This is a genomic window from Granulibacter bethesdensis, from assembly GCF_001889525.1.
In the GTDB taxonomy this organism is placed as follows: Bacteria; Pseudomonadota; Alphaproteobacteria; order Acetobacterales; family Acetobacteraceae; genus Granulibacter; species Granulibacter bethesdensis_C.
The window spans coordinates 1,248,304-1,261,904 of record NZ_CP018192.1 but is presented as its reverse complement, the minus strand read 5'-3'; the positions used below and the strand labels follow the sequence as shown (position 1 = coordinate 1,261,904).

Below are 13,601 nucleotides of genomic sequence, written 5' to 3'. Positions count from 1 at the left end.
CGCGACATTCTATTCGTCGGAATAGGCGGCCGTATCATGGCCACTACCGCCTTCCGGCTTGGTCGCGTCGAACAATTGAATGGGTGCACCAGGCATCACGGTGCTGATTGCATGTTTATAGACAAGCTGAGTATGCCCGTCACGGCGTAAGAGAACAGAGAAATTGTCAAACCAGGTAATAATACCCTGAAGCTTGACCCCATTGACCAGAAATACCGTCACCGGTGTCTTGCTCTTGCGCACATGGTTGAGAAAGACATCTTGAACGTTCTGGGACTTCTCACTGGCCATGGCTCTGTTTTCCCTTCTTTTTTTGTTGTTTTAAGGTGCCCGTGGAATGATGCGGCTTCGCACCGGCTGAAGCTGATTATGCGGGGCATCCGGAGCGCTGGCAAGCTGGGTCAGGGCCTGCCATGCAATACGTTGAGCATGGCGGCCAATGCATGCCCATCCTGAACATGATGATCAAATATAGCCCGGGCAATTCCCCCGTCATGGACGGCATCGCCCAAAAGAACGGCAGTGCATCCGGCGGCACGGGCTGCCTGCATATCCAAAGCAGTGTCCCCGACATACCAGACCTTGCTACGTTTCCCGGTATAGCGCATGCGCTCAAGCGCCAGCAGAATAGGCGCCGCAGCAGGTTTGTCTGCCGCTGCATCCCCGGCACCGATCACCGCACCGAAAAAAGGCTCCCACCCGATATGGGCTACTTCCCGACGCAGAAAATCTCCCGCCTTGTTCGATACCACGGCCTGCGGCCAGAGGGAGGCTGCACGCAGCATGGACTCGGCCCCCGGCATGGGCTTCAGATGATCGAGGTGACTGGCTGACAGTGTACCATAGAAAATATCCCGCGCCTCCTCCCATCGTGTTCCGAACATAGCGGGAAAGGTATCACGGGCTGAACCTCGCACCTGTGCTTTCGTCTCCATCACTGTCCAGACGGGACGTCCGAAATGACAGAACACAGTATTCAGGGCAGAGGTAATCGCAACCCAGCCATCGATCAGGGTGTTGTCCCAGTCCCACAGGATGGCATCCGGTCGATCGTCGGTCATGGTACCTGTTTGTCGAAATGAAGCGACAGATGATGCAGCATATGGCGTGCAACAGGGCCTGGCGTTCCATCGCCGACCGCCAAACCATCCAGCCGCAGCACCGGTTTCACAAAGCTCGTCGCACTGGTCAAAAAAATCTCTTGCGCAGTCCTCAGCTCATGAAGCGCGATAGGTTCTTCCCGCACGGAAAACCCGTCGAGAGCTGGAAGAACATCCGTTTTCAGAATCTCCCGCGTGCAGCCAGGCAACACGGAATAGTCCAGATTTCGTGTCCTCAGCACACCATCCGCACCCACTGCCCATACGGTCGTGGCGGCTCCCTCGGTCACGTTTCCGTCCCTGTCATAGAGAATCGCTTCTGCAGCGCCTTGTTCTCTCGCCTGCTGCCGCGCCAGAACATTCGGAAGGAGGTTGGTTGTCTTGATATCACAACGCGCCCAGCGATCATCCGGCAGAGTGATGGCGAAAACACCCCAGCCTTCGGCATGAGCCGGACAGGATGTTACTGATCGGGCCGTCACGATCATCGTGGGCCGCGCCTGACCGTCAGGAAATGCATGCGCCCTGGGTGCATGGCCACGGGTAATCTGGATATAGAGCAGCCCGGAACATAGCCGGTTTCGCCTGACAACTTCCGTCAACACCGCAATCAAAGACAATTCGTGAAAAACGAACGGAAGACGTAATGCATCAAGGGAACGGCGCAGACGCGCCAGATGCAGTCCCGCATCCATCAGCTGCCCATGGGCGACGTAGATAACCTCATATACCGAATCGCCGAATTGCAGACCGCGATCCTCAACAGCGACCGCCGCTTGCCGGAGCGACTGATAGCGGCCATTTACATACGCGATGCGTGCCATAAAGCGATCAATGTCGGCTTATACGATCATGGCAATGACAACAAAAAAGAGAAACGGACACGGTACGCCGAACAATGTTGTAATCCAGATAGGGCCATCCAGAGAGGCTGTAACGATTGAGATCGTGGCGCAAACAGTACAGATAGCCAGCAGAATAGCCTGCGGTCGATGGATACGATCCATGAAAAAGCGCATGTCGCTGATAAAATGCCGCATGCTGTAGACTCCCCACCATGCCGGAAGGTTTTGGTCGGGATATTGGTGCGAGAGGGGGGATTCGAACCCCCATGCCTTGCGGCGGTCGATTTTGAGTCGACTGCGTCTACCGTTCCGCCACTCTCGCGCCTGCCTCGATCCGGCCTGTCCGGACCATCGATCCGAAACCACAGGCTTGATCACCTGAACCATAACGGGCAGGTGGACAATACCGGTATCGCTTATTTTTTGCCAGCCCATCCCCGGCAAAACCGGAATGTCATATTTTTTGACAAAGAGGGCTTTGCAAGCCGGATCGACCCGGCTATATGACCGCCACGCTGTTCCCGGATAGCTCAGTTGGTAGAGCAAGCGGCTGTTAACCGCTGGGTCGTAGGTTCGAGTCCTACTCCGGGAGCCAGTGCTTTAATTTCCTGAAAATTGATCTACATGCTGATAAATCCTTAATGATGGATGAGGATTTATTATTTCCCGTGATTCTTGATCTTGGCGGATACAGGGATTCTGGTGCACCTATGGGGGATGCATTCCCTTGTGCTGACCAATGCCCGGATCGTGCTCCCTGATCACGTCGTGGAGACCTCAGTCACCATTGCAGATGGTGTTATTTCTTCGATCGGCTCCGATTCCTCCCTCGGGAAAGAAAGAGAAGATTTGGGAGGTGACCTGCTGATTCCAGGCCTGATCGATCTGCACACTGATAATCTGGAACGTCAGGTTCTGCCGCGGCAAAATGCCCGTTTTCCATCCGTGTCGGCGTTTCTGGCTCATGATGCGCAATGTGTCGCCGCCGGTATCACCACCGTTTTCGATAGTCTTTGCCTCGGTAATCTCGGCTTCGAGGAAGAAAGAATGCTGACATGCCGGGATGGTGTGAAAGATCTCGATACCCTTGCATCCGGCAACATGCTCAAGGCGGAGCATTTTCTTCATCTGCGCTGTGAGATGCCCGCTCCCGATACGCTGGATATGCTGAGGCCACTGGCTGAGCATCCCAGACTGAAACTGGCCAGCCTGATGGATCATGTTCCCGGTCATGGCCAATATTCCGACCTGACCCGCTACCGGGCACTCCTGCAGAGCGATGGATATTCCGTCGAGGAGACTGAAAACCAGATCCAACAGGCACAGGCCAGACGCAGCACATTGCGCAGGCCGAATCGTAATGCGATTCTCGACTTGCTAAGGCCACGGGGAATAGCCCTTGCCAGCCATGACGACCGCACCGAAGAGGAAATTGCTGAAAACGCGGCCGATGGTGTTAAAATCAGCGAATTCCCGGTCAGTCTGGTGGCCGCCCAAGCCGCCCGTGCCGCCGGGATGGCGATTATCGGCGGTGCTCCCAATGTCGTTCGCGGCGGATCGCATTCCGGCAACGTCTCCGTCGCCGAACTGCTCCAGAACGGGCTGATCGACGCACTGGCCTCTGATTACGTGCCTTTTGCGATGCTGGAAGCAGCCTTTATGGCTGCTTCCATTGCACGCCTTGATCTTCCCGCCGCCATCCGGCTTGTCACCGAAGTCCCTGCCATTATGACAGGGCTGCACGACCGTGGAAGGATCGCTCCGGGGCTGCGGGCCGATCTGGTGCGGGTCCATGTCCATCTGGGGATACCCGTGGTGCGGGCCGTATGGCGTCAGGGCAAACGCGTCGCGTGATAACCACCTTTCCTGCTGCGAGTATAGCGCGATACGCGATCTACTACGCCCCTGATCCCGCTGATCCGCTATGGCAGGCAGGATGCTGCTGGCTGGGTCGTGATCCGCTCACAGATGAACCCCTGCTTCAGCCTGCCCTGCCCGGCTGGTCATCCGCGGAATGGGCCGCCCTGACGGCTTCACCGCGTCGCTACGGGTTCCATGCAACCTTGAAGCCTCCTGTCAGGCTGAATGCCGGATATCATGAAAAGGAGTTTCTGGCAGCGGTAGAAGCTCTTGCAGGCATGATTCCTGTTTTCCCTATGCCAGCGCTAAGCGTCACCACAGTGCAGGGTTTTCTGGCCCTGACCGAACAGAGTCCCTCATCCGCACTACGGGCGCTGTGTGATCGATGCGTCATCGCGCTCGACCCCTTCCGGGCGCCACCCACAGATGAAGAACGCGCCAGACGCAGGAAATGGCCGCTCTCACCGGCCAGAGAGGCCATGCTCCAGCAATGGGGCTATCCCGATGTGCTGGATGAGTGGCGTTTTCACATGACACTCAGCGAAAAACTGCCTGTCTCTGCCATTCCAACGATCCAGTCTGCGGCAGAGAAACATTTCTCCGCCGCATTGGACAAAATGCGCCTGGTCGATGCCCTCTGTGTTTATCGGCAGAAGGATCCGGAGCAAAATTTTTCACTACTGGCCAGGTTTCCTTTGGCGAGAGCCATTTAGTAGCCCATCGCCAATCCATCCTTGCGTGGATCCGACCCACCCAGCAGAACACCACGCTGTCGGTCGATCCAGATTGCCTGTCCGCCACCGTGCGGAAACTCAATTTCCTCCAGATCATGGCCCAACGCGGTCAGCGCTGTGCGGGCCTCGACCGGAATACCGCGTTCGATTTCCAGTTTACCCCGGAACGGAAACAAACGGGGGCAGTCCAGCGCCTGCTGCACATCCATCCCGAATTCCAGCATGTTGGTCAGAAACAGGGTCTGCCCCATCGGCTGGAAATGACCGCCCATCACGCCATAAGGCATGACAGCCTGACCATCTTTCATCAGCATCCCCGGAATGATCGTATGCATGGGTCGTTTGCGCGGACCGACACAGTTCGGATGTCCGCGTTCCAGCCGGAATCCAAGCCCTCGATTTTGCAGCAATACACCACTCTGCCCGGCCAGAATGCCGGAGCCAAAATCGTTGAACAGAGAGTTTATCAGGCTGCACGCATTGCCGTAGCGATCAACCACAGACAGATACACCGTGTCCCGATGCCTCGGCAGCAGTGTTTCACCAGCGGCCGGCAGGGCTGTCGTTGCCTTCTGGTCATCAATCAGGTCACGGAGCGCGCTGAGATAAGTATCACTCAACAGCCGCTCCAGCGGCACAGCAACCTGTGATGGATCAGCCAGAAACGCATCGCGGTCGCGATAGACCATCCTCGCTGCCTCGGCATGCCGGTGTAGCCGTAACGCGCTTAACGGACCTTTTGGCGGATGCTCAAACCCCTCCAGAATTCCCAACATCATCAGCACCAACAGGCCCGATCCGTTCGGCGGACATTGCCAGACCTCATAGTTTTTCCATGCCCGATGGATCGGAGTTACAAATTCCGGTGCTGTCAGCCCAGCCGCGAAATCCTCCTCGGTATGCAGGCCGCCTTTGGCCCGCAAGGTGGCCACCATATCGGCAGCAACCGCACCTTCATAAAATCCACGCGCGCCCTGTCTTGCGATCACACGCAGCGTTTCAGCCAGAGCTGGCTGATGAAACAGATCCCCCATGGACGGTGCATGGCCGTCCGGCAGAAAGGCATAGGCCCCTGTATTGCGCAGCTTGTCCTCGTTCCGGCTCCAGTCGAGCGCCACACGGGCATGAACCCGCATGCCCTGCTCAGCCAACGCGATGGCGGGCTGCAACAGCGTATCCAGCCCTTTCGTGCCAAATCTGGTAAGCAGAGCCTCCCACGCCGCCACGGCACCAGGAATGGTCACCGCATGCGCTGATGTTGGCTCCAACACGGTGATGGCCTGTTTCTCCAACGCCTCCAGCGTCAGGGCCCCCGGGGAGCGACCAGAGCCGTTCAACGCATACACCCCACCACTTGCAGGCGCATATAGACAGAAGCAATCACCACCGATTCCAGTGGCCTGAGGCTCTATCACGCTTAAAACGGCGACCGCTGCAATCGCAGCGTCCATTGCATTCCCGCCGCTTTTCAGCACATCCAGCGCTGCAAGAGTCGCAGAAGGCATAGAGGTTGCGGCCATTCCTTCGCCGCCAATGGCCGGGCTGCGGCCAGGAAAATGAAAATCGCGCATTCCGGAATTGTGCCGCCCTGTATGATGGATAGCAATGCTCCCGGCAGAAAGGTCCATTCCGGACTTGTCTGCCTCTGCCGGCACAGCCAAAATCGCCCAGCCCGGACAGGACCGTGGCAATTGAAACACGGATCATCTGATGGCCGAACGCTATTACACAGTCACATGGGACCAGCTTCACCGGGATGCCAAGGCGCTGGCCTGGCGACTGATCGAACAGCCATGGCAGGGGATCGTCGCCGTCACCCGTGGCGGCCTGATCCCGGCTGCCATTATTGCCCGGGAACTGGAATGCCGCCTGGTCGAAAGCGTGTCGGTGATGACCTATGAAGACGAGGCGCGCGGTCTGCCCGTGGTGACCAAGATGCCTGACGCGGCCGGTGATGGGACCGGCTTTCTGGTGATCGATGATCTGGTGGACACCGGCACCACACTGCGTGCAGTCCGGACATTGTTGCCAAAGGCACATTTCGCCTGTCTTTACGCCAAGCCTGACGGTAAAGACGATATTGATACATTCGTGACTGAAGTGTCTCAGGATACATGGATCCTGTTCCCGTGGGACACGGAACCTCAATTCGTCGCCCCGATCAAAAAGCAGACAGTGTAATGGTCCTTTTAAAATCTTCCCTTGCAGCCATCAGCCTTCTGACACTGGTTTCCAACATGGCCAGGGCAGCGGATGGCGGTCAGGATCCGGTGGCATACTGCAAATCCATCGGCACCAATGATACAGTACGTCCGATCCCATCTTCACTTCATACCAAGGGAGATGCCCTGTTCGATCTGAAACCGCATGCCTCTTCCATGCTGCAATGGCGCTGCATGGATCATGCTGTGTGGATATGCAGCCCAGGAGCCAATCTGCCCTGTGGAAAGGCGGATGTAAGCCTTGGTACACCCGGTCCCATTACGGAATGGTGCCAGGGACATCCGGATACGGATTTCGTCCCTATGTATGTGATTGGCCATAACTCCCCCTTCACATGGTCCTGCAAAGGGAAGGAGCCGCTGCGTTCTCCGCATGAGGCCAAGCTGGACAGCAGGGGTTTTTTCAAATCCTACTGGAAGCAGCTTCCGGCGCAGTGAAAAAACCCGATCGACCCGCGCCTGTTCCTGATACATGAAACTGGTTCGATCATGGCTGCGGACAGCGCTTCATGCAGCTGAACTCTTACAAAAGTCAGTTCCGTCTCCACTCATCCAGCACACAGCCAGGCTGGAAAAGAAGCCAGTCAGGATCGATCATTTCGGTCCTGACCCGGGCCGTCTCAACATGCTTGTCTATCCCCCGTCCTCCCGACAGGAAAAGAAGCCCTGCCCGCTTCTGATTCTGCTGCATGGATGCGGGCAGGATGCAGAGTCATTGGCCGCCACATCCGGCTGGATTGCTCTGGCAGAGCGGCTCAATGCGCCTCTTCTTTTACCTGTCCAGTCCAAAGCCAATCATCCAGCCGGATGCTTCCACTGGTTCCGGCCTGAAGATATTGGCGGCAACGGCAGGGAAACCATCTCGATCCTTTCCATGATACGTCACGCCTGTACAACGTATCCGGTTGATCCTGGCCAGATACATATTGCAGGATTATCCGCAGGTGCAGCCATGGCTGCTTCCATGCTGGCAACATATCCGGACGTATTTGCATCCGGCATGCTGTTTGGTGGATTGCCCATCAATGTCGTCAAAACACCTGCTGGCGCCCTGTCGCTGATGCAAAAAAGCCTGTCCGTTTACAGTGATGAGTATCTGGAAACCTGCGCACGGTTACTTGCCCCATCCAATGTAGCGCGCTGGCCGCGTGTCAGCATCTGGCACGGACTTGCTGACAAGGTAGTCTCACCGTTGAACGCCGGATTGCTGGCAAGGCAGTTTCTCAGTCTACACCGTCTTTCGCATAATATGCAGGCAGAGATATTACCTGAGCAGGCTGCAAGGCCAGAAGGAATTAACTGGCAACGTGACGGTGAAACGCTGGTATCAATGCATCTTGTTCCCAGTCTTGGGCACGCGATACCAGCTAACCAGCCATGGCATGGGACAAGCGATCCATACGTGCAGCCTGTTGCGGGGATTGATGCCGCTGACCAGGCTACCGGTTTCTGGAAAGTTTAAAGCTGCCAGACTCTCAATCCCAGCGCGTCAGACGATTGACGGTAATGGCATGGTTCAACGGACCGTGGCCGCCCCCAAAACCGGGTGCCCTGATCATGGCCGCCCTGACATAGCTGATCGCGCGGGTCACGGAATCTTCCAGCGTCATATCCTGTGCCAGACCGATTGCGATCGCGCTGGCTAGCGTACAGCCGGTTCCGTGCGTATGCCTCGTATCAATTCTGGGTGCCTCGTAGCGTTTGACGCTATCCTGTGTCAGCAGCAGATCAACGACTTTTGGTCCTTGCAAATGGCCGCCTTTGAGCAGTACCGCACGGGCTCCTTTCTCAAGCAAAAATTGACCGGCTTGTTTCATGCTGGCTTCATCAATCACGGATAATCCTGTCAGGGCTGATGCTTCCGGCAGGTTGGGGGTTAGCACAGAAGCCGCAGGTACCAGCCCCTCTCGCACCAGCGCAACAGCCTCAGCATCAAGCAGGAATGCGCCCCCCTTTGCGATCATTACAGGATCAACCACCAAAGGCAGCCGGGCAGTAATCAGTCTGGCAGAGTTTTTGATCTCATCCAGCACCACCTGCACAGTCGCTGCGTTTGTCAGCATTCCGGTTTTAATAGCATCGACACCAGGATCAGCCAGAGCAAAACGGATCTGCAAAGCCACAAAATCGGGAGGCACCGGAAGCGTGGCATGGACATTCTGAGTGTCCTGCGCTGTCAAGGCCGTCAACGCTGTCAAAGCATAACCATTGAGCGCCGTAATGGTTTTGATATCAGCCTGAACACCGGCCCCCCCGCCGGAATCCGAGCCTGCAATTGAGAGAACCCGTCCCCTCATCGAATTTGCACCTGTGTTTCAGACTCTGCTGACGCAGCAATAACATCACATAACTCATCGACGATACGGATAACGGTGGTTTCATCTTCCGCCTCCGCCATCACCCTGATCAGCGGCTCCGTTCCACTGCGTCGGATCAGCAGTCTCCCGTGCCCGTTCAAGTCACTTTCAGCATCAGCAATCGCCTGCTTCACTCTGGGATGAAGAAGCGGATTATCCCGATGGTAGCGCACGTTTTTCAGTTTCTGTGGCAAAGGAGTAAATACTCGGCACGTCTCAGAGGCCGGTCTTCCCTCCTCCACCAAAACAGACAGGATCTGTAACGCAGCAATCAGCCCATCTCCGGTGGTCGCATAATCAGACAGGATAACATGACCAGACTGCTCACCACCGATGTTGCGGCCTGTTGCCCTCATCTGCTCGGCCACGTAGCGGTCACCGACACGGGTCCGGTCCAGGATCAGCCCGTTTGCTTTTAGAAAGCGCTCCAGTCCCAGATTGGACATGACCGTCGCCACAACGCCGTCACCGCGCAAACGACCGCTGGCAGACCAGCTTCTGGCAATCAATGCGATGATCTGGTCACCATCCACCAGATGCCCGCGCTCGTCAGAGACCAGCAGACGATCCGCATCTCCATCAAGCGCAATACCCAGATCAGCGCCGTGCTTCACCACCTGAGCACATAAATAATCCGGAGCCGTGGAACCGCAGCCGGAATTGATATTGAACCCGTCCGGACTGACACCCAGCGGGATCACCGTTGCTCCCAACTCCCACAGCACCGTCGGCGCAACGCGATAAGCTGCCCCATTGGCACAGTCGAGCACGATTTTCAGACCATCCAGACGCTGTGATTTCGGAAAGGTTGACTTGGCGCTTTCGATGTAACGCCCTGCTGCATCCTCAAGACGGGCAGCCCGGCCAAGCGCGGCAGGCGCAGCAAGCTGGCCGGACAGATCGTCATGAAGCAGCCTCTCGATTTCCATCTCAGTGGCGTCAGACAGTTTTTCACCATCCGGCCCGAACAACTTGATACCGTTATCCTCATAAGGATTATGCGATGCCGAGATCATAACGCCGAGATCAGCCCGCAGGGAGCGGGTAAGCATCGCAATAGCCGGCGTCGGCAATGGCCCGACCAAGGTAACATCCATGCCCGCACCAATGAAACCAGCCGTCAGCGCCGGTTCGATCATATATCCTGACAGCCTGGTATCCTTGCCGATAATCACCCGGTGCCGGTGGTCACCGCGTGTAAACAGCAGCCCTGCGGCCTGCCCGACCCGCAGGGCGATTTCCGCTGTCATAGGTGCGGTATTCGCCGTCCCGCGAATGCCATCGGTTCCGAAGAGACGTTTCTGCGTCATGTCGGATCAAAGCCGAAGCCATCAGCCCATAGACGGGTTTCGATATTCATCGCTTCAACCAGCCTCCAATCCCATCCAGATTTTGACGGCCTGCACCGTCTCGGCCACATCATGAACCCGCAAAATATCGGCCCCTCGCGACAGGGCATGCAAAGCAACTGCCACCGAACCGGGCATACGCTGTTTCGGAGGAATAGTCCTGTCTCCGGCGAGTGCTGCAATCATACCTTTACGCGATACACCAATCAGCAGGCGACAACCCAGTGTGGCAAGCAAAGGTAGTCGATCCAGCAAGGCCACGCTGTGACGATTCAGCTTGGCAAAGCCGATCCCTGGATCAATGGCGATATTGTCACGATGGATGCCGGCTTTTTCAGCTTCGTTCAGCAGATGCTGCAACTCGTAAAAAACATCCTCGACCACGTTTTCATAGGCGGTGTTGGCACCATCCATCATCGTCGCCGGTGTACCGCGCATATGCATCAGCACCACGGGACACTGGGCCTCCGCCGCAAGACGAAGCGAAGCAGAATCATGCGTCAGGCCAGAGACATCATTGAAAATACGCCCTCCCGCATCAAGCGCCTTCCGCATGGTGGATGCATTGCGCGTATCGACAGAAATCACCGCCCCTCTGGCTGCCAAAGCGCTGATGACCGGCAGAATGCGCCGCTGTTCTTCTTCAGGGGGCACGGGAACACTGCCCGGACGGGTGCTTTCCCCCCCGATATCCAGAATATCGGCCCCCTGAGCAAGCATCTCTTCTGCATCGGCAACGGCACGACCAACATCGAAGCGGTCACCGGAATCGCTGAAACTGTCTGGCGTGACATTGATGATGCCCATAATTGCCGGTCGTGCAAAACCGGCCCAGTGTGGACGGAGGGCTGTCAATCTTTCCCGTTCCGGCTCTTGCAGCGTGGCCGCAGGAAAAACGGAATCACCTTGCCTGTACAGAGAGAATGCCAATGGGCCCCCAAGAAAGGGAATCGCTGCGCCTGACGACACAGCCAGACGCGCTGCCTCTGCATTCAACAACCCAAGCGGCTCAACGGGGGCAAGAATGTCTTTGTGTGCCCCCGCCTCCTGATGTCGCGTCATCTCAGCCGGTCAACCCGGCTGAGGGGCTGCCCCAAACCCTTCACCGGGTGGTGGAGTCGCCGGACGGCTTGTCGTGGGAACAGAAGACCGGCGTGTTTCCGGCATCGGTTCATCCACAACTTTCTTTTCGACCTTCTCGCCGCGCATCACCATGCGGCTTTCTTCACCGGACAGGGTCTCATATTCCAGCAAACCTTGCGCCAGTAGATGAAGTTCATCGATATGCTGGGTCAGGATTTCCCTTGCGCGCGCATAGGCGCGGTCGATCATCTGTTTAACCTCGGCCTCGATTTCACGGGCCGTATGCTCGGAGATATTCTTGGACTGGGTCACCGAATGGCCTAAAAAGACCTCCTGGCTGTTATCACCATAAGCAATCATCCCGAGCTTATCGCTCATGCCCCATTCCGTGATCATGCGGCGGGAGATGTCCGTAGCCTGCTTGATGTCACCGGAAGCACCGTTGGACACCTGATTGGGGCCGAAAATCAGTTCCTCCGCGACACGGCCACCCATCGTCAGCACAAGTTTCGCCAGCAAATAGGATTTGGAGTAGCTCAGACGGTCGCCTTCCGGCAGGTTCATGGTCAGACCAAGCGCCCGACCACGAGGAATAATGGTGACCTTGTGCAGGGGATCACTGTCCGGCTCATAGATACCGCACAGTGCATGGCCTGCCTCATGATAGGCCGTCATGCGCTTCTCGGCATCGGACATGACCATGGAGCGACGTTCAGCTCCCATCATGACCTTGTCTTTGGCATCCTCGAATTCGGCCATGGAGACAGTGCGGCGGGACAGACGCGCCGCCAGCAACGCAGCCTCGTTCACCAGATTGGCGAGATCAGCACCAGAGAAACCGGGGGTGCCGCGTGCGATCACCTTGGGATCGACATCGCTTGCCAGAGGAACCTTGCGCATATGCACGCGAAGGATTTTCTCCCGCCCGGCCACGTCCGGATTAGGCACGACCACCTGACGATCAAAGCGACCCGGACGCAGAAGCGCCGGATCCAGCACATCAGGGCGGTTAGTCGCCGCGATCAGAATGACGCCTTCATTGGACTCGAAGCCGTCCATCTCCACCAGCATCTGGTTAAGGGTCTGCTCCCGCTCATCATTACCGCCGCCGAGACCGGCACCACGATGACGTCCGACCGCATCGATCTCGTCGATGAAAATAATGCAGGGTGCGTTTTTCTTACCCTGTTCGAACATGTCACGCACACGGCTGGCGCCGACGCCGACAAACATTTCCACGAAGTCGGACCCGGAAATCGTAAAGAAGGGAACGTTTGCCTCACCCGCAATCGCGCGCGCCAGCAACGTCTTGCCAGTACCGGGTGGACCAACCAGCAGAACACCCTTGGGGATCTTGCCGCCCAGACGCTGAAACTTCTGCGGGTCTTTCAGGAATTCGACGATTTCCTGCAATTCGCCTTTGGCTTCATCGATGCCAGCAACGTCCTCGAACGTCACCCGACCCTGCTTTTCAGTCAGCATACGGGCTCTGGATTTACCGAAACCCATGGCTCGTCCGCCACCGGACTGCATCTGGCGCATGAAGAAGACCCATACGCCAATCAGCAGCAGGAACGGAAACCATGACAGCAGATAATGGAGGAACGGCGAAACATCCCCGTCCTCTGGCTTCGCCACGACCCTTATGCCTTTATCGGTCAGATGCTGCACCAGACTCTGGTCATCAGGGGTGTAGGTCTGGAATGCTTTGCCGTCCGTCATCGAACCGGACACATTATGTCCCTGGATCGTGACGCTCCGTACCCGGCCGCCATTAACCTCGCCAATGAAGTCCGAGTAGGCGATCTGCGCTTCCGGCGGCTTCCCGCCACCCGGCTGGAACTGATTGAACAGCACAACCAGAAGCAGAGCGATGACCACCCATAAGGCCAGGTTACGGCCGAAATTACCCATCATCAGTGCGTCCCGGGGCGAAAGCAGGCCCTAAAATGAAATCATCTGCTGCCTGCATCCGCTCAGGGATTTCGTCAGCTGTGTCAACATAAGCACTCTTTTTGCCCAGCGCACCCCCTTGCCCACCAATAACTGGT

General features: G+C 56.9%; 14 protein-coding genes and 2 tRNA genes. 6 read left to right on the top strand and 10 right to left on the bottom strand.

Annotated elements, in window-relative coordinates; genetic code table 11:
- Positions 1 to 9: 9 nt before the first annotated feature.
- The 5 genes from hfq to GbCGDNIH6_RS05790 all read right to left on the bottom strand — a co-directional run bounded on the left by hfq (position 10) and on the right by GbCGDNIH6_RS05790 (position 2,267).
- Positions 10 to 291, bottom strand: coding sequence for an RNA chaperone Hfq (gene hfq / locus GbCGDNIH6_RS05810; protein WP_072563174.1), 282 nt, complete (start codon positions 289 to 291; stop codon positions 10 to 12).
- 110 nt (positions 292 to 401) lie between these two features.
- A complete protein-coding gene (locus tag GbCGDNIH6_RS05805) occupies positions 402 to 1,061 on the bottom strand; it encodes an HAD family hydrolase (protein ID WP_072563173.1) in 660 nt (219 codons plus the stop codon).
- Positions 1,058 to 1,924, bottom strand: a complete 867-nt coding sequence (locus GbCGDNIH6_RS05800) for an aminotransferase class IV (protein ID WP_072563172.1) — start codon at positions 1,922 to 1,924, stop codon at positions 1,058 to 1,060. Before GbCGDNIH6_RS05800 ends, GbCGDNIH6_RS05805 begins: the two co-directional genes overlap by 4 nt.
- Positions 1,925 to 1,942: 18 nt before the next feature.
- Positions 1,943 to 2,140, bottom strand: a complete 198-nt coding sequence (locus GbCGDNIH6_RS05795) for a hypothetical protein (protein ID WP_072563171.1) — start codon at positions 2,138 to 2,140, stop codon at positions 1,943 to 1,945.
- A 43-nt stretch (positions 2,141 to 2,183) separates the two neighbouring features.
- Positions 2,184 to 2,267 (bottom strand) — tRNA-Leu (locus GbCGDNIH6_RS05790).
- A 197-nt stretch (positions 2,268 to 2,464) separates the two neighbouring features.
- Between GbCGDNIH6_RS05790 and GbCGDNIH6_RS05785 the strand changes: the two genes are divergently transcribed.
- The 3 genes from GbCGDNIH6_RS05785 (at position 2,465) to GbCGDNIH6_RS05775 (ending at position 4,518) form a co-directional block, all read left to right on the top strand.
- Positions 2,465 to 2,540, top strand: a tRNA-Asn gene (locus GbCGDNIH6_RS05785).
- 86 nt (positions 2,541 to 2,626) lie between these two features.
- On the top strand, positions 2,627 to 3,799 hold the full coding sequence (locus GbCGDNIH6_RS05780; RefSeq protein ID WP_332455408.1) for an alpha-D-ribose 1-methylphosphonate 5-triphosphate diphosphatase: 1,173 nt from the start codon (positions 2,627 to 2,629) through the stop codon (positions 3,797 to 3,799).
- Positions 3,796 to 4,518 carry a DUF1045 domain-containing protein gene (locus GbCGDNIH6_RS05775; protein WP_157692334.1) on the top strand — a complete coding sequence of 241 codons (723 nt, stop codon included), beginning with the start codon at positions 3,796 to 3,798 and terminating at the stop codon, positions 4,516 to 4,518. The genes GbCGDNIH6_RS05780 and GbCGDNIH6_RS05775 overlap by 4 nt, the downstream gene beginning before the upstream one ends.
- Here the strand turns inward: GbCGDNIH6_RS05775 and GbCGDNIH6_RS05770 are convergent.
- Entirely contained in the window at positions 4,515 to 6,110 is a 1,596-nt protein-coding gene (locus GbCGDNIH6_RS05770) for a gamma-glutamyltransferase family protein (protein WP_072563168.1), read from the bottom strand. The genes GbCGDNIH6_RS05775 and GbCGDNIH6_RS05770 overlap by 4 nt on opposite strands.
- 139 nt (positions 6,111 to 6,249) lie before the next feature.
- Here GbCGDNIH6_RS05770 and gpt point away from each other — a divergent pair, with 139 nt between their 5' ends.
- The 3 genes from gpt to GbCGDNIH6_RS05755 are packed head-to-tail and all read left to right on the top strand — an operon-like array spanning position 6,250 to position 8,223.
- A complete protein-coding gene (gene gpt / locus GbCGDNIH6_RS05765; RefSeq protein ID WP_025286575.1) occupies positions 6,250 to 6,720 on the top strand; it encodes a xanthine phosphoribosyltransferase in 471 nt (156 codons plus the stop codon).
- The gene (locus GbCGDNIH6_RS05760) at positions 6,720 to 7,199 is read left to right on the top strand and encodes a hypothetical protein (protein WP_072563167.1); all 480 of its coding nucleotides are present in this window, start codon (positions 6,720 to 6,722) and stop codon (positions 7,197 to 7,199) included. The genes gpt and GbCGDNIH6_RS05760 overlap by 1 nt, the downstream gene beginning before the upstream one ends.
- A gap of 34 nt (positions 7,200 to 7,233) precedes the next feature.
- On the top strand, positions 7,234 to 8,223 hold the full coding sequence (locus GbCGDNIH6_RS05755) for an extracellular catalytic domain type 1 short-chain-length polyhydroxyalkanoate depolymerase (RefSeq protein WP_072563166.1): 990 nt from the start codon (positions 7,234 to 7,236) through the stop codon (positions 8,221 to 8,223).
- A gap of 13 nt (positions 8,224 to 8,236) precedes the next feature.
- Here the strand turns inward: GbCGDNIH6_RS05755 and thiD are convergent, their stop codons facing one another.
- Genes thiD through ftsH form a run of 4 tightly spaced genes read right to left on the bottom strand, consistent with a single transcriptional unit; the run spans position 8,237 to position 13,464 of the window.
- A complete protein-coding gene (gene thiD, locus GbCGDNIH6_RS05750; protein WP_072563165.1) occupies positions 8,237 to 9,058 on the bottom strand; it encodes a bifunctional hydroxymethylpyrimidine kinase/phosphomethylpyrimidine kinase in 822 nt (273 codons plus the stop codon).
- Positions 9,055 to 10,428, bottom strand: a complete 1,374-nt coding sequence (gene glmM, locus GbCGDNIH6_RS05745; protein WP_072563164.1) for a phosphoglucosamine mutase — start codon at positions 10,426 to 10,428, stop codon at positions 9,055 to 9,057. The genes thiD and glmM overlap by 4 nt, the downstream gene beginning before the upstream one ends.
- Positions 10,429 to 10,482: 54 nt before the next feature.
- A complete protein-coding gene (folP, locus tag GbCGDNIH6_RS05740; RefSeq protein ID WP_072563163.1) occupies positions 10,483 to 11,529 on the bottom strand; it encodes a dihydropteroate synthase in 1,047 nt (348 codons plus the stop codon).
- 9 nt (positions 11,530 to 11,538) lie between these two features.
- Positions 11,539 to 13,464 carry an ATP-dependent zinc metalloprotease FtsH gene (gene ftsH / locus GbCGDNIH6_RS05735; RefSeq protein ID WP_025286570.1) on the bottom strand — a complete coding sequence of 642 codons (1,926 nt, stop codon included), beginning with the start codon at positions 13,462 to 13,464 and terminating at the stop codon, positions 11,539 to 11,541.
- Positions 13,465 to 13,601: the final 137 nt, after the last annotated feature.